General features: G+C 61.1%; 18 protein-coding genes. 3 read left to right on the top strand and 15 right to left on the bottom strand.

Going from position 1 to position 17,691, the window contains the following annotated elements:
* The first annotated feature begins 2 nt into the window (after nucleotides 1-2).
* The gene (locus tag AC3EA7_RS21565) at nucleotides 3-971 is read left to right on the top strand and encodes a carbohydrate kinase family protein (protein ID WP_488616138.1); all 969 of its coding nucleotides are present in this window, start codon (nucleotides 3-5) and stop codon (nucleotides 969-971) included.
* 336 nt (nucleotides 972-1,307) lie between these two features.
* On the opposite strand, the gene AC3EA7_RS21560 is transcribed toward AC3EA7_RS21565, so the two are convergent.
* Genes AC3EA7_RS21560 through hrcA form a run of 8 tightly spaced genes read right to left on the bottom strand, consistent with a single transcriptional unit; the run spans nucleotide 1,308 to nucleotide 8,139 of the window.
* Nucleotides 1,308-1,958 carry an HD domain-containing protein gene (locus tag AC3EA7_RS21560; RefSeq protein ID WP_488616137.1) on the bottom strand — a complete coding sequence of 217 codons (651 nt, stop codon included), beginning with the start codon at nucleotides 1,956-1,958 and terminating at the stop codon, nucleotides 1,308-1,310.
* Nucleotides 1,955-2,320, bottom strand: coding sequence for a HepT-like ribonuclease domain-containing protein (locus tag AC3EA7_RS21555; RefSeq protein WP_488616136.1), 366 nt, complete (start codon nucleotides 2,318-2,320; stop codon nucleotides 1,955-1,957). The genes AC3EA7_RS21560 and AC3EA7_RS21555 overlap by 4 nt, the downstream gene beginning before the upstream one ends.
* Complete coding sequence (locus AC3EA7_RS21550; RefSeq protein ID WP_488616135.1) at nucleotides 2,317-2,613, bottom strand: nucleotidyltransferase family protein; 297 nt, start codon at nucleotides 2,611-2,613, stop codon at nucleotides 2,317-2,319. Before AC3EA7_RS21550 ends, AC3EA7_RS21555 begins: the two co-directional genes overlap by 4 nt.
* A 42-nt stretch (nucleotides 2,614-2,655) precedes the next feature.
* Complete coding sequence (gene rlmB, locus AC3EA7_RS21545) at nucleotides 2,656-3,417, bottom strand: 23S rRNA (guanosine(2251)-2'-O)-methyltransferase RlmB (protein ID WP_488616134.1); 762 nt, start codon at nucleotides 3,415-3,417, stop codon at nucleotides 2,656-2,658.
* Nucleotides 3,418-3,434: 17 nt separating this feature from the next.
* A complete protein-coding gene (gene dnaJ / locus AC3EA7_RS21540) occupies nucleotides 3,435-4,547 on the bottom strand; it encodes a molecular chaperone DnaJ (protein ID WP_488616133.1) in 1,113 nt (370 codons plus the stop codon).
* An 18-nt stretch (nucleotides 4,548-4,565) separates the two neighbouring features.
* A complete protein-coding gene (gene dnaK / locus AC3EA7_RS21535) occupies nucleotides 4,566-6,413 on the bottom strand; it encodes a molecular chaperone DnaK (RefSeq protein ID WP_488616132.1) in 1,848 nt (615 codons plus the stop codon).
* Nucleotides 6,406-7,032, bottom strand: a complete 627-nt coding sequence (gene grpE, locus AC3EA7_RS21530; protein WP_488616131.1) for a nucleotide exchange factor GrpE — start codon at nucleotides 7,030-7,032, stop codon at nucleotides 6,406-6,408. The genes dnaK and grpE overlap by 8 nt, the downstream gene beginning before the upstream one ends.
* A gap of 27 nt (nucleotides 7,033-7,059) precedes the next feature.
* Nucleotides 7,060-8,139 (bottom strand): heat-inducible transcriptional repressor HrcA, encoded by a 1,080-nt coding sequence (gene hrcA / locus AC3EA7_RS21525; protein ID WP_488616130.1) that lies wholly within the window; start codon nucleotides 8,137-8,139, stop codon nucleotides 7,060-7,062.
* A gap of 207 nt (nucleotides 8,140-8,346) precedes the next feature.
* Here hrcA and AC3EA7_RS21520 point away from each other — a divergent pair, with 207 nt between their 5' ends.
* A complete protein-coding gene (locus tag AC3EA7_RS21520; RefSeq protein ID WP_488616129.1) occupies nucleotides 8,347-8,487 on the top strand; it encodes a hypothetical protein in 141 nt (46 codons plus the stop codon).
* A gap of 282 nt (nucleotides 8,488-8,769) precedes the next feature.
* On the opposite strand, the gene AC3EA7_RS21515 is transcribed toward AC3EA7_RS21520, so the two are convergent.
* The 7 genes from AC3EA7_RS21515 to AC3EA7_RS21485 form a co-directional block, all read right to left on the bottom strand.
* Complete coding sequence (locus AC3EA7_RS21515; protein WP_488616128.1) at nucleotides 8,770-9,711, bottom strand: hydroxymethylglutaryl-CoA lyase; 942 nt, start codon at nucleotides 9,709-9,711, stop codon at nucleotides 8,770-8,772.
* A gap of 60 nt (nucleotides 9,712-9,771) precedes the next feature.
* Entirely contained in the window at nucleotides 9,772-10,575 is an 804-nt protein-coding gene (locus tag AC3EA7_RS21510) for a response regulator transcription factor (protein ID WP_488616127.1), read from the bottom strand.
* Nucleotides 10,544-12,094, bottom strand: a complete 1,551-nt coding sequence (locus AC3EA7_RS21505; RefSeq protein WP_488616126.1) for a two-component system sensor histidine kinase NtrB — start codon at nucleotides 12,092-12,094, stop codon at nucleotides 10,544-10,546. Before AC3EA7_RS21505 ends, AC3EA7_RS21510 begins: the two co-directional genes overlap by 32 nt.
* A 123-nt stretch (nucleotides 12,095-12,217) precedes the next feature.
* Complete coding sequence (locus AC3EA7_RS21500; RefSeq protein ID WP_488616125.1) at nucleotides 12,218-12,556, bottom strand: hypothetical protein; 339 nt, start codon at nucleotides 12,554-12,556, stop codon at nucleotides 12,218-12,220.
* A 46-nt stretch (nucleotides 12,557-12,602) separates the two neighbouring features.
* Nucleotides 12,603-13,727: a WD40 repeat domain-containing protein gene (locus tag AC3EA7_RS21495; protein WP_488616124.1), complete on the bottom strand. Its 1,125-nt coding sequence runs from the start codon at nucleotides 13,725-13,727 to the stop codon at nucleotides 12,603-12,605.
* Nucleotides 13,712-14,419, bottom strand: coding sequence for a WD40 repeat domain-containing protein (locus tag AC3EA7_RS21490; RefSeq protein ID WP_488616123.1), 708 nt, complete (start codon nucleotides 14,417-14,419; stop codon nucleotides 13,712-13,714). Before AC3EA7_RS21490 ends, AC3EA7_RS21495 begins: the two co-directional genes overlap by 16 nt.
* A gap of 83 nt (nucleotides 14,420-14,502) precedes the next feature.
* On the bottom strand, nucleotides 14,503-16,152 hold the full coding sequence (locus AC3EA7_RS21485; RefSeq protein WP_488616122.1) for an STAS domain-containing protein: 1,650 nt from the start codon (nucleotides 16,150-16,152) through the stop codon (nucleotides 14,503-14,505).
* Nucleotides 16,153-16,605: 453 nt separating this feature from the next.
* Between AC3EA7_RS21485 and AC3EA7_RS21480 the strand changes: the two genes are divergently transcribed.
* Entirely contained in the window at nucleotides 16,606-17,682 is a 1,077-nt protein-coding gene (locus tag AC3EA7_RS21480) for a PstS family phosphate ABC transporter substrate-binding protein (protein WP_488616121.1), read from the top strand.
* The last annotated feature ends 9 nt before the right edge of the window (nucleotides 17,683-17,691 follow it).

Raw genomic sequence — 17,691 nt, 5'->3', positions numbered from 1 at the left:
CTATGGCTGATGTCGTCTCGATGGGCGAGGTGCTGGTCGAGTTCGTGGCAACACAACCGAACACGCCACTGGCGCACGTGCCCGGTTTCATCAAAGCGCCCGGCGGAGCGCCTGCCAATGTTGCGGTCGGCTTGCAGCGGCTGGGGGTCAGCGCGCGTTTCGTCGGCAAAGTCGGCGACGATCCATTCGGCGTCTATCTGCGCGATAGCCTGGCGCAGGAAGGGGTGGACACCCGCTTTCTGCGGGTTGACCCCACAGCGCGCACCACGGCGGTGTTTGTGGCGGTATGGGACGATGGACGCAAAGACCTCTGTTTCTACCGCAACCCCGGCGCCGACATGTTGCTTGCGCCAGAAGAGATCGACGAGCAGATCGTCGATGGGGCGCGCTGTTTCCATTTCGGCTCGATCGGATTCATCGACGAACCGTGCGCTTCGGCGCAGCGCCGCGCGCTCGACATCGCTCGCTCACGCGGATTGATGATCACCTACGATCCGAACTATCGCCCGACCCTCTGGCGCGATGCCGATACCGCGCGCGCTGTGATCCAGGACTCGTTCCGCTTCTGTCATCTTGCCAAGATCAGCGATGAAGAGTGGGAAACGGCGACCGGCGAACGCGACGTTGACGCCGGCATCGCAGCCGTACTGGCAAAAGGCGTCGAACTGCTGGTCGTCAGCCGGGGAGCGCGCGGCGCTATTGCGACGAACGGCGAGTATCGCATCGAGATGGCGCCGCCCTCCGTGCCGGTCGTCGAGACAACCGGCGCCGGCGATGGATTCATGGCGGCGATGATCGCACGCCTGTTACCGGAGCGTGAGCGAGCAGGATCACTCGCGCGCGTCGATCCCGGCATTGTGCGTGAGGCGCTGGTCTTCGCCAATGCTGTCGGTGCGCTGACCTGCACCCGACCGGGCGCCATTCCGGCGCTGCCAACGCACGCCGAAGTCGAGCGGTTCCTCCAGCGGTGAGGGTCACCGCTGCGGGTTGGGCGTTCGCCCAGCGGGGATGCCAGCGCCGCCGGGTTGCACCAGGGTTAGCGGGGCGCCGCCAGGCGGTTCCTCCAGCGGTGAGGGTCACCGCTGCGGGTTGGGCGCTCGACTAACGGGGATGCCAGCGCCGCCGGGTTGCGCCAGCAGGTGACTGTCACCGCAGCGAGTATGCCGCCCTCCGCGAACCTCTCCCACCCCTGCGCGGTTGCGCCAGCAGGTGACTGTCACCGCAGCGAGTACGCCGCCCTCCGCGAACCTCTCCCACCCCTGCGCCCCTGCACAGGAACGCTCATCTGCCAGGAGGTGACAGTCACCTTACCCGCGGTCAGTCACCTGCCCGGCGATCCCCAGCCGCGGCGCATCGGCGCGCAACCCATCGATGACGTGCCCGATGACCTCATCGAGCGGCATGCCGAGCGCCGCGGCGTTGTGGGTAATCTCATCGCGGCTCACGGCGCGCGCAAATGCTTTGTCCTTCATCTTCTTGCGCACTGCCGTCACATCAACCTCAAACACACTCTTCGTCGGGCGCACGAGCGCCACCGCCACCACAAAACTCGACAGCTCATCGACCGCTGCGAGGGTCTTTTCCAGCACGGTCTCGCGCGGCACGCCGCTGTAGTTCGCGTGCGACAGAATAGCGCGGCACACCTCCGGCAACCAGCCGTTCAGTCGCAGGTAGGTCACCCCGACGAACGGGTGCATCTGCAACGGCGGCTCCGTGACCTGCCCGGACAGAATGGCTTCAGAGGCCGCAGTTGTGCTGTCGCCTGGCGGCGGCATCTGTGGATAGCGCTCAAAGTCCATATCGTGCAGCAGACCAATCGCCCGCCACAGGTCGGGATCGGCGCCGTTCAACTGCGCAAAGTGGTGCATCGACGCCGCGACGGCATAGCAGTGCTTGCGCAGTTGTTCGCCCTGCACCCACTCGTGCAGGATCGCAAACGCGCGATCAGTGTACGTCACGTCTCCCTCCGTTCGGATGTATCTGCAGTATCCAGCGTGTGCAATAGCCGCTCGACCGCCTGGCGTAGGGCCGGAACATCGTGTTCGACCGCATTCCAGATTTCATTGAGATCAACGCCCGAGTATTGATGGACCAGAATATTGCGCATGGCGACGATCTGCGCCCACGACGCATATGGATAGGCTTCATGAAAATCCCGTCCGAGTTGCGCTGTTGCTTCGCCGATGATCTGCAGGTGATGCACCATCCAGACCTGGATCAACTCATCCTGATCGAACGCGGCGCGCCCGTGAGCGCGATACTTTTCAATCTGCTCGATCGCAGTAAGTATATCCTGCAAATGCGTACGGGCGTCTCTCATAAAGGCACTGCCTCTGCAAGCACACGGTTACGTAAGCGTGGTTTCAATCCGCGCTCGTTTACCACATCGACCGGGCGCCCCAGCAAGTCCTGCAGATCCAGTAACAATGCCGCGTGATCCAGTAAACTGCGACCTGGATCGAATTCCACCAGAAAGTCAACATCACTCTGTTCATCGGCATCGCCACGCGCCACAGAGCCGAACACGCGCACGTTACGCGCCCCGTGCTTCGCCGCCAGCGCCAGGATGTCAGCGCGTTTCTCTCGCACCAGTTCCGCCAGCGTCAGCGCCATACCGCCCCTCCACATCGTGAGACACGCTTATGCGCCCACTTCCTACTCCCTACCCCCTACTCTCCGCTCCCGCACACGCCACGCATGGTAGAGCACGATACTCCCGGCGACCGCCACATTCAGCGAGGCGATCTGCCCGCGCATTGGCAACCGCACGAGAAAGTCGCAGCGTTCGCGCGTCAGGCGCGCAAGCCCCGGTCCCTCCGCACCGAGCACCAGCGCCAGTGGAAGATCGAGATCGACCTCATCGAACACTTTTGCGCGCTCATCATCTTCAACCCCCACCACCCATACACCGGCATGCTGCACCCGTTCGATCGTCGCTGCCAGATTGGTGACGACCACGATCCGCAGATGCTCGACGGCGCCTGCCGATGCATTCACCACAGCCGGTGTGACCTCCGCCGCGCGTCTGCCGGGGAGCACCACACCATGCACGCCGACGACTTCCGCCGTGCGCAGGAGCGTGCCGACGTTCTGCGGGTCCTGAATGTGGTCGAGCATCAGGAGGAGCGCCGGTTCGCCGCGTTCATCGGCGAGCGCCAGACATTCGTCGAGTTCGACGTAGGGATAGTCGCTGCACTCAAGCGCCACGCCCTGATGGTTGGCATCGAGCAGGCGCCGGTCGAGTTCCCGCCGGTCGATCCGCTCGACCGGCACACCGATCTCACCAGCGATGCGCACAATCTCCCCGAGCGTACCGGTCTCCTGCGCGCCAGCCGAAACAAACATGCGCTGGAAGGTGCGTCGTCGCGCGCGCAGCGCCTCGCGCACTGCATTGCGACCGTACAGTAAATCAGCCATAAGAGGCCATCTCAACGTTACAGGCCGAGTGCATTCTTGATGCGTCCGAAGAAACCCTCATCGCGCTGAGCGCCAATCGGCTCATTATCGAGCGAGCGTGCGAGTTCTTCAAACAAGCGGCGTTGATGGTCATTCAGGTTTGTGGGCACAACGACACGCACGACCACAATCTGATCGCCGCGCCCGCTGCTGCGCAGGAACGGCACACCCTTGCCACGAAGACGGAAGACGGCGCCGCTCTGAACGCCGGGCGGGATAGTCAGACGCTCTTTCCCGTCGATCGTCGGCACATCAACCTCGACGCCAAGCGCAGCCTGCGCCACATTAAGCGGCAATTCGAGAATGATGTCGTTGCCTTCGCGGACGAAGTATGGATGCGGCTGAACATCGATCACAACGTACAGATTGCCATATGGTCCGCCGCGTGGACCGGCGTCGCCCTCGCCGCTGATCCGAATCTGTGAGGAATTATCGACGCCGGGCGGGATGCGCACCGTTATCTTACGGGTCTGACGGACGCGCCCTTCGCCACGACATTCGCGGCACGGAATAGCGATGACGGTTCCTTCGCCGCGACACATATCGCAGGTCGTGACTGTCACCATATTGAACAGCGGTGCGCGTTGCCGGATCTCGCCGAGACCGCCGCACTTCGGGCAGCGCACCGGTTCGGTGCCCGGCTCGGCGCCGCTGCCGTGACACGTCTGGCAGGTTTCCATCCGGCGATACTCAATCGTTTTTTCGACGCCGAAGATCGCCTCTTCGAACGAGATTGACAACGTGTAGCGCAGATCGGCGCCGCGCTGCGGACCACGCTGCGTCCCGCGCATCGTTCCGCCGAAGAACGTCTCAAAGATCGAACTGAACGGATCGGCGCCCGCGAACGGATCAAAGCCTGGCGCAGCCGTGGGACCGGCATGACCAAAGCGGTCGTACATGCTGCGCTTGTCCGGGTCGGACAGCACCTCATACGCCTCGTTGATCTCTTTGAATTTCGCCTCTGCGTCCGCTGCTTTGTTGACGTCGGGGTGATACTGACGCGCCAGGCGACGAAACGCCTTTTTGATCTCGTCCTGTGAGGCGTTGCGCTGAACGCCCAGCACTTCGTAATAGTCGCGTTTGACTGCCATATATCGCCTCAGCAACGCTCATCGCGTGTCGTTGTCGCTCTCCGCATAGTCGCCGTCGGCGCCGCGCATGTCGATTGTGCGCATCACCTGCTGCACCGCAACCGTCAGTTCCGCCGTCCGATTCCGAATCTCATTCGTATCGTCGCCTTCAATCGCCAGTCGCACCGCTGTGATTCGGTCGCGCACATGCGTTTGCAGCGTTTCGTCAACAGCATTCCCCGTGTCGTGCAACAGGCGTTCAGCGTTATAGATCGCACTATCTGCCGCATTCCGCGCCGCTATCAACTCACGCCGCCGGCGATCCTCTTCGGCGTACTGCTCCGCCTCCGCGATCATGCGCTGGATTTCATCTTCAGACAGACCCGATGATGCCGTGATCGTAATGTGTTGCGCCGCGCCGGTGCGCTTATCCGTTGCCGAGACGTTCAAAATGCCGTTCGCATCGATATCGAATGTCACTTCGATCTGAGGTACGCCGCGCGGCGCCGGCGGGATGCCATCGAGGACGAACCGACCGAGCGACTTGTTGGCGCGCGCTTCGGCGCGCTCACCCTGCAACACATGGATCTCGACGCTGCTCTGGTTATCCGAAGCAGTGGAGAAAACCTGGCCCTTCCGGGTTGGAATCGTCGTATTGCGCTCAATGAGCGGCGTCATCACCCCGCCGAGCGTTTCGATCCCCAGCGTCAGCGGTGTTACATCGAGCAGCAGCACATTCCCCACCTCCCCTGCGAGCACGCCAGCCTGGATCGCCGCGCCAATCGCCACAACCTCATCCGGGTTCAACCCCCGATGCGGTTCGCGGTTGAAGAACCGTCGCACCATCTCCTGCACCGCCGGCATGCGCGTCTGCCCGCCAACCAGGATCACGGCGTCGATGTCATTCGGGCGCACGCCGGCATCGACGAGCGCCTGGCGCATCGGACCGACCGTGCGCTCAATCAGATCGGCGGTCAGTTGCTCAAGTTTGGCGCGAGTCAGCATCATATTCAGATGGAGTGGACCGCTGGAGTCGGCGGTGATGAACGGCAGACTGATTTCGGTTTGCACAACGGTTGAAAGTTCCTGTTTGGCTTTTTCAGCCGCCTCCTTCATCCGCTGCAGGGCCGCCCGATCAGTGCGCAGGTCGATGCCGTGCTCCTTCTGGAACGCGGCTGCCATCCATTCGATGATGCGCTGGTCGAAATCATCGCCGCCGAGGTGGGTATCGCCATTGGTGGCTTTCACCTCGAAGACTCCATCGCCAAGTTCCAGGATCGAAATATCGAACGTGCCGCCGCCGAGGTCGTAGACGGCGATCAGATGGTTGTGCGTGTTCTGGTCGAGACCATACGCCAGCGCCGAAGCCGTCGGCTCGTTGATGATGCGCACCACCTCCAACCCGGCGATTCGACCGGCGTCGCGCGTCGCCTGACGCTGACTGTCGTTGAAATAGGCGGGAACCGTAATAACCGCTCGTGTCACCGGTTCACCCAGGTACGCCTCGGCGTCGGCTTTGAGTTTTTGCAGCACGAACGCCGAAATCTCCTGGGGACTGTAATCGCGCCCGCCCATCTGCACCCAGGCGTCGCCATTCGGCGCTTCGACCAGGCGATACGGCGCCAGCGCCCGACTCTTCTGCACTGCCGGGTCGGACAGTTTGCGCCCGATGAAGCGCTTGACCGAGAAGATGGTGTTCTCCGGGTTCACCGTCGCCTGCCGCCTGGCAGTCTGCCCGACGAGCCGTTCCCCGGTCTTATTGACCGCAACAACCGAGGGGGTCAGGCGGCTCCCTTCGGCGTTAGCAATCACCACCGGTTCGCCGCCTTCCATCACCGCGACGACGGAGTTGGTCGTTCCAAGGTCGATACCGATGATTTTACTCATTCGTTGTCTCAGAAGTTGATGGTTGCTTTCGCCCCTGGCTAACCTTCACCATCGCCGGTCGCAGCACGCGGTCGCGCAGCATGTAGCCGCGCTGGAGTTCGGCGATCACTTTCCCATCCTCACCATCTTCTGACGGCTCGTAGATAATCGCTTCGTGGCGATTCGGATCGAACGCCTCTCCGACGGTTTGCATCTGGCTGACCCCCTCACTTTCGAGGATCGTCTGCAACTTCTGCGGGATCAGTTTGAACCCGCCATACCATGGCGTCTCGGCGACTTCAGGCGTCACACTGGCCATAGCGCGCTCGAGATCGTCCATCACCGGCAGCAACTTGAGCAGAAGCGCAGCGCTGGCGTTGCGGATCAGATCGGCGCGCTCCTGTTCAGTGCGGCGCTTGAAGTTCTTATAATCCGCCACCGCGCGCAGCCAGTTGTCCCGCAGTTCGGCCTTCTCGCGCTCCAGTTCAGCAATCCGCGCCTGGAGATCCTCGACGCTGGGAGGCGCCGCGCCTTCTGCGACCGGCGCCTCGGCCTCGGTCGCAACAACCTCCTGCCCGTCGGGGGGCGTTTCCGGCTGCTCAGGATGTGGCACTGGTTGCAATTCTTCAGACATGGGCATCACCCTCCCTCATAGGGATGTTTCTTCTTACGGCTCCGCTTCCCACCGGCTTGCGCCTTCGATGCCGTACAATTCCGCCAGCAGGTCGCTCATCACAGCAGAGATATAGCGCACTGCCGAGATGGCGCGTGGATATGCCATGCGTGTCGGGCCGATCACGCCGAGCACGCCGACAATCTCGCCGCCGCCGTACCGTGAGAGCACGACGCTATATTCGCGCATTTCATCGTAACTATGCTCGCCGCCGATCACCACCTGCACGCCGCTGCTGGAGAGCGCACGCGGAATGAGCGTCCCCAGCGCGCGTCGGCTTTGCAAAATCTCGACCATCCGGCGCACCCGTTCGACCTGCGAGAACTCCGGCTGGTTCAAAATCTCGATCAGCCCATCACTGTGAATATCACTGTTGAGCTGCTCATTGAACTGATGCATCGCCTTCACGACCAGGTCGAGCACCTGGCAGACCAGGGCATCACCGCCCGGAGATTCCTGGGCGCGTTCGTGCTTAAGGAACTCTTCGACCCGCTCGACCGGCGCATCGGCGCAGCGTTCGTTGATACGCGCTGCGCAGCGGCTCAATTCCTCCTGCGACAGCGCCACATCGAGCGTGAGCGTCTGTTGGCGAATGGTGCCATCGTGCAGCACCAGCACCATGAGTGCAGTCGTATCGTGGATCGAGATCAATTCCAGATGTTTCAGGCGCGCCTGCTGCGCACGCGGCGGCGTGACCACCGAGGCATTCTGCGCGGTGCGCGCCAGCACCGCGCCCGCCAGTTGAATCCACTGGTCGAGCTCGCTGCGCACCTGATAGAACTGATGCCGGATGGTGCGCTGCTCGGTCGCCGAGAGCGGCGTGCGATCCATCAGGTTCTCCACAAAATAGCGATACCCGGCATCGGTCGGCACACGTCCGGCCGATGTGTGCAGGTGTGTCAGATAGCCAAGCTCCTCCAGCGCCGCCAATTCATTTCGCACGGTCGCAGGCGATACAGCGAGTTTGTATTTGCGCACCAGCAGCTCAGAGGCGACCGGCTGCGAACTCTCGATAAACTCCTGGATCGCCAGTTTCAGGATCAGTTGGCGGCGATCAGTCAGATCGGTCGTCATAGACTGTTCCTCTGGCCTGGTCTCTGCGTCTCTCTTCCCGCCTCGCGTTTCTTCCAGAACCTGCCCGACCTGTCTTTAGCACTCTCGTCCGGTGAGTGCTAGCATTCCAGGCTAAATGATTGGCGTGCCTTCGCACGCCATGACGCTTAGTATTGTATCATACTTCTCACGTGCTCTGCAACGCTGGATCAGAAGGAGAATTCCCCGATGGAGTCGCTCATTGTCATTCTTATCGCTGCCATTGCCGTATATATCGTCTTCAAAATCCTGACCGGAATCATCCGGTTCGTCATCTCCCTGGTAATCATCGGGGGGGTGATTTTTCTCCTGTTGCAATTTCTTTCCTGAACGCAACCAGGGCGTCGAGACGCCGAAAATGCGCTGCGCATCCAAAAAACGCGCTACTTGAGAGCAGGGGGCATTGGGGCGCAGATCTGCGCCCGGCGACTGAAGCCGCAGGCTACGGGGGCGAAGTCTGCCTGCGCAGGCTCCACCCGATAGCCCGCAACGCCGCGCGCCCCGGCAATCGTGGTCGCATCACCGCGCATTAGTATCAAAAACACCAGCGAGTTCTTCGTTCGACATGATGCGACGGGCGCAGGTGCTCTGCGCCTCCCACACTGCGTGCGCTCATCGGCGCGGACCGCCATCAAGGGGCAAATGCTTGCAGATGCCGGCTTTGATCGTCTGCCCCGGCACGGTGCGCCCCAGCATGCCTTCGAGCATGCGCGCAACATCGAGCAGCGCCGGAAGATGAACGCCGGTCGATATGCCCATTTCGTGGAGCATATGCACGAGGTCTTCAGTGCAGATATTGCCGGGAGCGCCGGGCGCGAAGGGGCACCCGCCGATTCCGCCGACGCTGGCATCGAAACAATCAACGCCAAGTTGGAGCGCCATCAGCACATTGGCCAACCCCGCGCCACGCGCGCTGTGAAGGTGCAACCGCGGACGCGCCTGCGGAAAGCGCGCATAGAACGCCTGAATCAAGGCGCGCACCAGACCCGGATGCCCCATGCCGGTCGTGTCGCCAAATGTCACCTGCTCAGCGCCCAGATCAAACAGCCGCGTTGTCAGGTCCATCACGCGATCAAGCGGCACATCCCCCTCGAACGGGCAACCGAAAGCCACCGACACCACTGCCTCGAACCGCACCCCGGCCTCACGGGCGACTGCTGCAATATCGGCTGCATGTGTCAGTGACTGCTCGATCGACATGTTGACGTTGCTGCGGTTATGACTTTCACTGGCGCTGAGAAACACCTGAACGGCATCGACACGCGCGGCGACGGCGCGCCGCGCGCCGATCACATTCGGCACAATGGCGCTGTAGACAACGCCGGGACGACGGGAGAGCGCGGCAAAGACTTCCGCAGTGTCTGCCATTTGCGGCACATTAGCAGGGCGCACAAAAGCGCCAACCTCGATAAGAGTCAGACCGGCATCGGCAAGGCGGTCGATCAACTGCACTTTCTGCGCAGTGCTGAGGATCACGTCTTCGTTCTGTAAACCGTCGCGCGGGCCAACTTCGCGAATGGACACTGCACCAGGCAACCGGGGATCAGCAATCATCGTCACCTCCTTGTGATCGGGCGGTATCACTGCCCGCCTCTTCCCCGTACAGCACGCCGATCAGGGTACGGGCGCATTTTCGGTTTGCAGCATGTACCCCATGCTCCGAATACTGATCAGCGCGATGCCTGGCGTTTTGGTTGCATCGAGTTTCTGGCGCAGCCGCGCGATATGCGGGCGCAGCAGCGAGCGCGCCTCGTCTTCCGGTTGCGCCCGGACATACACCGCCTCGGAGAGGGTCGTATAACTGAGCGCTGTATCGGGATTCTGCGCCAGCACCGTCAGCAGTGCAAACTCTGTGCGCGTCAGCGTCAGCACATGCTCGCCAAGATAGGCGGCATGGCGCCGCAAATCGAGCACCAGCGGTCCGACGGTCAGATGGTCGCTCGACACAGATGGCGACGGAGTGATAGTTCCGCTGCTTTCGATCATGCCGAGCGCGCGAGCGCTTTCACTGATGCGTTGCAGCAACTCCGTGCGCTGAAGATTGATCCGGCGGTTGTTCAAGGCGCGTTCGACACGCTCACGGATTTCCGTCACCTGAGCAGGCTTGAGCAGATAATCGAATGCCCCATAGCGCAGGGCGGCAATGGCGCTATTGATCGAACCGTGAGCAGTAAGGAGAATAACCTCAGTTACCGGCCACCGTTCCTTAACTTCGCGCAAGATATTGATGCCATCGACATCGCCCAATTGCAGATCGAGCAGCAACAGATCGAACTCCTCATTCTCGATGTGCATTCGAGCATCGGCGCCGCTGGTAGCCGTTTCGACCCGGTATCCATGCGCGCGCAGCGCTGTTTCGAGCATGAGCCGCACCGCGCGTTCATCGTCAACGACCAGGATTTTCGCCGGTTGTCTCATGACGGATCTCCTCGTGCCTGATCGGTAACACGATCTCGAAGGTGGTGCCTTCGCCTGGAATGCTTTGGACGCTGATGCGGCCCAGGTGCCGCTCAATAATCGCCTTGCTGGTATACAACCCTAACCCCATGCCACGCTCTTTTGTGGTATGCAATCCATCAAAGATTCGCGTCAATTGATCGGGCGGGATGCCGATGCCGGTATCGGTGATTGCAATCGCCACAGTCTCATGCCCTTCCACAAGATGGTGGCGATACGTTTGCACCTGTAACGTGCCGCCGTTCGGCATCGCCTCAGCCGCATTCAGCACCAGATTGAGCAGCACCTGTTTCAGTTGATCGGCGACTCCCTGGACAGGAGGGAGAGCGGGGTCCAGTTCGCGCAGCACACGGATGCGCGAACGTTCGAGTTGTTTGCCGGTGAGCAGCAGCACGTTTTCGATCAACTCATTGACACCAACGCTGGTGAAGACATCGGCGCGTGGGCGACAGAGATCGCGCAACCGCTCCAGCACCCGCACAATCCGCTCGATTTCCTCCTCCGCGAGTTGGAGAAAATGTTGATTGGGCGTCTCCGGGGGACATTGTTCCAGGAAGAGCGCCAGAAATCCCTGGATTGCCTGAAGCGGATTACCGACTTCATGAGCGATGCTGGCTGCCAGGTGCCCGATAGCCGCAAGTTTCTCGGCGCGCACGAGTTGCGTTTGCAGCGCCACGCGCTCGGTAATATCCTCCCACACCTCGACGGCTTGATATGCCGCGCCGGACACATCGAACAGCGGAATGCCGGCGATTTCGATCAGCGCCTCGCCACCGCCGGGACGTTGCAGGGTTCGTCGCAATCGTTGCGGCTGGCGGGTGGCAAAGGTGTGCGCCGCTGCCGACTCGTTCCACTCCCCCAGAACATCGCCGTAGAACCCTCCCACCAGCATTGCCGGTTCGAGACCGAAGCGTCCTGCAAGTGCGCGATTGGCTGCCAGCACATACCCTGTGGGATCGATCAACACCAGACCCATCGGCACACTGTCGATCACTCCACGAATGAGGTTACGGCTCAACTGAATCTCACGCAGGCGGGTGCGTTCGGCAATCTGCTCTGCCTGATCATGCAGCGCAGCAAGCTGCCAGACCGACTCCAGCGACAGACCGGCCAGGTGCGCCGCTGCGACGATAGCATCCGATACCGGCGGCGGTTCAGTGTCAAAGAGGAGGATAGCCGCCCCAATGTCTCGACCGCTCGCCGGGAGCGCCAGCAACAGCGCGTGCAGTGACCGTTCTGTGACGGTCATTGCACGTTTATGACCCATCCGACGCACCATGCGAGCGCCATCGATCTCATTCCAGTCGGGAGGATCGCCCTGCACACCGACGGCGCCAATAAAGCGGGGCGGCGCCACCGGACGTTCGCGCATCGTTAGATAGCACGCTTTTGCGCCCGCCATAGCGCAAAGATGAAGCGCGATTTCCTGAATATGCGCCTTCAGACCAGCCTGAATGTCCGATTGTACGGAAGCGCTCATACAACTTCTGCTGTGCAGCGCACCCCGGTTGGGAAACGCCGGATTGAGCCGGACGAACACAGCCGTGCACCGGATGCGACTGTGCCATATATCACAGTATTCTTACATTGAGGAGAGGGGTTGTCAAGCGCGAATCTGCGCAGCACCGTCGTTACGTTGGCTTTTTGCGCGTTCACGATGGTAGGTGCGCCATGCCGTCCAGACCAGCAGCGGTAGCACGACAGGCCACCAGAATCTCACCTCGCGCAGATTGTACCAGAAGAGGCGTACCAAAAGAAACGGCAACCCGCCAACGCTCAGGGCGCGTTCGAGGGTAGAGGGGAGCGGAGGTGGCGGAGGGGTCAGACGCTTGATGCGCTCGGTGCGTCCACGCAGCGACTGCTCGGCGGCGCCTGCCGAGCCGCGGAGCCGCCCAATGGCGCCACGCGGCGCGGAAGATTGACGCGAACGTTTTTCCGCCATCGTCGCCACCCCATGGTTTCCTGCTATGAAACGTCGCTTCCTGAGCTTATGGGGTTACACCCCACAAAAACACCCCGTCCGATGCGGAGACAAGCGTCTGCCCGTCGGGAGAAAACGCTACACTCGTAACCTTATCAGTGTGCCCTCTCAGTACGCGCAGCAGCCGTCCATCTGTTACCTGCCATAGCAGAACCGCCTTGTCCTTCGACGCAAAAGCGAGCGTCTGCCCGTCGGGAGAAAACGCCACACTCGTAACCTCATCAGTGTGCCCTCTCAGTACGCGCAGCAGCCGTCCATCTGTTACCTGCCATAGCAGAACTGCCTTGTCCTTCGACGCAGAAGCGAGCGTCTGCCCGTCAGGAGAGAATGCCACGCTGGTCACCCAATCAAGGTGTCCATTTAGTTTTAGTTCGTGGAGCAACGCCCCATCGGTCACCCGCCACAGTCGCACCGTCTTATCCTCCGACCCGGATGCCAGCGTCTGCCCATCGGGAGAGAACGTTACACTGCTGATCTCACCGAAATGCCCTATCAACGTGCGCAGGAGCGGACCGTTGGGCACCTGCCGCAGCCGGATAGTCCAGTCATCTGTCGATCCTCCTGAAGCGAGCATCTGGCTGTCAGGAGAGAATGCCAGGCTCGCAACTCCATCTACATGCCCTTCCCCCCGTTCTTGCAACAAGATCCCGTCAACCAGCCGCCACAATCGCATGTTGCCACTGAAACTCGTTAGCGAGGCAATCATCTGCCCATCGGGTGAAATCGCCATATGTATAATGTCATAGTCATATATTGCAACTCCAGAGACGATCGCAAATCCAGAGCCGTTGACGTCCTCTGCCAGCCACAAAAACCCGTGAAATGTTCCATAGCCTAGCGTCTGCCCGTCGGGAGAGAACGCCACGCTGGTCACCCGATCATCGTAGAACAGTTCTTGAATGCGAATCGGTGCGCCGTCGGTTGTTCGCCACAAGCGCACAGTCTGGTCGTGTAACCCGGACGCGAGCGTCTGCCCGTCGGGAGAGAACGCTACACTCGTGACCACATCAGTGTGCCCCGTCAGTTCGCGGATCAGCACACCGTCGGCTGTTCGCCACAAGCGCACGGTCTGGTCGTGTGACCCGAACGCGAGCATCTCCCCGTCGGGAGAGAACGCTACACTCGTGACCACATCAGTGCGCCCGTCAGTTCGTAGAGGAGCGCCCCATCGGTCACCCGCCACAGCCGCACTGTGCCATCAGGCGCCCCGCTCGCCAGCATCCATCCGTTGGGTGCAAACGCCATACTCGCCACTCCATCATCGTGCCCGGCCAGTTCGCGGATCAGCGTGAAGTCGGCCACCCGCAGCAACCGCACTTTTCCATCACCCATTCCTACCGCCAGCGTCTGACCATCCGGCGCGAACGACAGGCAGGAAACGGCGCTGCTGGTTGAGAGACGGCGCAATATTCCACTATAGGAGGAATAGAGTGAGATGCCGATAGGGGAAGCGACCGCCAGTGTTTGACTGTCTGACCCAAACGCAAGAGCGACAATCGGGCTCTTGCCAAAGTGAGCGAGCAACCTCACGCTGGCAGCATTTGCGGGAGTAATGATCGCGCGTGATGGCGGCAGGATGGGCGCACCCACAGGCGGCGTCAGGATAGGCGTCGCAACATCCACCGCTTTCATAGCGGAAAACAATTGACCCGTCGGGTATATAAAGAGAGTGACGAAACCGAACGCCAGGCAACCGAACGCTAGAATGACCGGCAATCCCGCCAGCGCCATCAGTATGCGCGATCGGCGCCCGCCGCCCCGCGATGGTTGGTTGCCACGTTGCGCTGTGTGGGGAATATGCCCTTCACGGTCAGGATCGGTCACAAGACGACCCTTTCACCAGTTTCGTAACGAAAGCAACGATTCGCGCACGGGTGGTTTTAGAACGGGCAAACTCTTTCGTCTGCTTATCGAAAGTATAGATCGAAACTGCTCCTGTGTCCATTCGCTACGCCATTGCGCCCGACGCGATCATCGTGCTGTCCGGCAAGATCGCGCAGGACCGTTTGCAGGTCCGCTGCCGTGCGCAACGCCGACAGGTTCAGCCCCAGGCCGACGATCGTTTGCGCCACCTCCGGTCGAATGCCGATCAACACCATCCCGGCGCCGAGCAGCCGACACATGCTGGCGATTGCGATCAGCCCCTGCGCCACCTGACTATCAACCACCGGCACGCCGGTAATATCGACGAGCAGGTAACGCACGCGTGAACGTTGCAGTGCGTGCAATGCGCGATCCTGAATGTCCGCCAGGCGCTCGGTGTCGATGGCGCCGATCAGCGGCATCACCAGCGCATCATCGGTGACCGGCAGCACCGGAACGCTCAATTCACGGATCACCCGGCGCTGCTGCGCGATCTCCTCCAGCAGCCGCGCCTGTTCACGCGCTTTCGTTTCCACTTCAGCCAGCGCCGCCTGGAGATCGGCGGTGCGCTGCGCGACCCGTTGCTCCAGCGTTTCCAGGTGCGCCTCGAGTTGCGCCGTCATTGTGCTGAAGGCGCGCGCCAACACCTGAATTTCGCGCGGACCGCCCACAGCAACCCGCACATCACGCTCACCTGCTGCGATGCACTCCGCCACACGGGTGAGATCAACCAGCGGCGCCATTAACCAGCGCGCCAGAAAGACGCCAATACCACCGGACGCGATGATCGCACCCACGAGCACCAGCCCGGAAACGCCGAGAGCGGCAATCACAGGAGCATAGGCGATGGCGCGCGGCGTTTCGATCACCACTGCCCAGGCTGGATCGCTGAGCGCTTCGTAACTGCCGACCACCTCAACGCCGGAGAGACCGGTGTAGTGCATCGTCTGGACCGATGTGGAACGCTCGCGGGTAAACTGCTGGACAATCGCAACGTGTGCGGCGTTCTCGCCGCGCAACACGCGCGTCACATCGGAACAGGCCAACAGGTTCCCCTGGCGATCAACGATATACGCCAGGCTTGCCGCATCCGTCGTCTGCCGCTTCATCGTTTCCCACAGCAGGCGGGCATTGATGGTCGCAATCAGTGCGCCATGATAGTTCTCGAACGCATCGACCAGCGGCAGCGCCAGCACAATGCCGGGCTCGCCGGTGGCTGCGTCGATGCGCAACGAACTCACATAACGATTGCGCAGCATCGTTTGCTGCATGATATCGTCGATAAGCGCCGGATCGAGGAAATTGACCGTCTTCGAACGATTCTGGCTGGCTGTTGCGACAACGAACCGCTCGTCGTCAAGAATGACCAGTTGCTCGAGCAGCGGATCGAGGACCAGCAGTCGCTCCAGCGTCTCGGTACGCTGCTCCGCCGACGCATTCGCCAGGCTTGCCACTTTGCTGGCGGTCATCAGCGTATTCCAGCGCATCTCAAGAAATGTGCGCACTTCAATGGCGGCGCCGTGCGCGTGTGATTGCTGCTCTTGAGCCAGAGCACGCGCATGCACCTGCCAGTTCGATGCCATTTGCAGGGAATTGCTCACCAGCAATGCAACGACGCTCAGACTGATCAGCGCCAGGGCAAGCGTGAACGAGAGACTGCGGGCTGAGATGGGAGTGGATAGTGTGATGTTCATACACAACTCAGTGCAATACAACGATGTATCGTTCAGATGCGCAGCACGGCGTCTTCGTCGCTGTTTGCCAGAATCACGCCTCTTGTAGAAGAGAGCGATCATCCGGTGTTGCACCATCATTGCCTGTGTTGACCGTCTTGCGGCTGACGTTGACTTCGACAGGCTCAGTCAACGTCAGCCCCACCTTGGTTGTCCAGGTTTTGGGTGATCGCTCCACTAGTGTACCACTCTCACCGGATGGCCAGTGTGTCAGTTTTTGATCGGTATGCAAACAAAACGGCAATGGTTAACGCGGGCTTAACACAACGACTCTTTGTCCTTAACCTCATCCGGGTATACTCTATGGCGTTCCGGTTTGGAAACGTGAAGGCTTATTGTGCCAATCAAGCATGGCGGTAAGCCTGCGTTTCCGGAGGCATTTTGTAGATTGTCAAGAAGGAGAGGATCAGACGTATGCAGGGTACAAAGACACGTTTCTTCACCATGGCGCTGATGCTGACGCTGATCGTACCGCTCATCGCAGCCTGTGGCGGCGGACAGACGACTCAACCGACTGCCGCGCCCGCAGCGCCGACCACTGCGCCAGAAGCGCCGACCGCCGCGCCCGCAGCGCCGACCACTGCGCCAGAAGCCGAGATCGATTATGATGGTCTGCCCGAAGTCGACCCGGGCGTCGTGACCGGCAACATCGTGACGGCCGGCTCGTCCACCGTCTTCCCGTTGACGCAGCGTATGGCTGAGCGCTTCAAGGACGAAGGGTACGCCGGCAGCATCACGATCGACTCCGTCGGCACCGGCGCAGGCTTTGAGCGCTTCTGCAAGGCGGGCGAGACCGACATCTCCAACGCCAGCCGCCCCATCAAGCCGGCAGAGATCGGCAATTGTCGCGCCATCGGACGCGAACCGATCGAGTTCCGCGTCGGCACCGACGCGCTCGCCGTGGTGGTCAATCCCGCCAACACCTTCGTCGAGAGTCTCACCAAGGCGCAACTGGCGGACATCTTCTCCGGCAAAGCCAAGACCTGGAAAGATGTGGACCCGGCCTGGCCCGCCAACCCGATCAAACTCTTCAGCCCCGGTTCGGACTCCGGCACCTTCGACTTCTTCGTCGAAGTCGTGATGGACCCGGCGTTCGAGAAGAAGGGCAAGGAGGCGATCCTGAACGCGCCCGGCATCCAGTTGAGCGAGAACGACAACGTGCTGGTGCAGGGCGTGGAGGGCGACCCGAATGCGATTGGCTACTTCGGCTACGCCTACTTCGTTGCCGAGAAGGATCGCCTGAAGGCGGTGAAGGTCGAAGGGGTCGAACCGAATGACCAGACGGCGGAGAGCGGGACGTACCCGCTGGCGCGCCCGCTGTTCATCTACTCCGACGCCAAGATTATGAAGGAAAAGCCGCAGGTCGCCGCGTTCATCAACTTCTACCTGACCTATGTCAATGAGGAAGTGCTCGGCGTCGGCTACTTCCCGGCGTCAACGCAGGCGATCAATGTCGCCAAGCTGAACTGGCTAGGGGCGATGAAACCATAGTGTCAACAA

The sequence above is a fragment of the Roseiflexus sp. genome (genome assembly GCF_057785375.1).
This window is presented reverse-complemented; position numbering and strand designations above follow the sequence as displayed.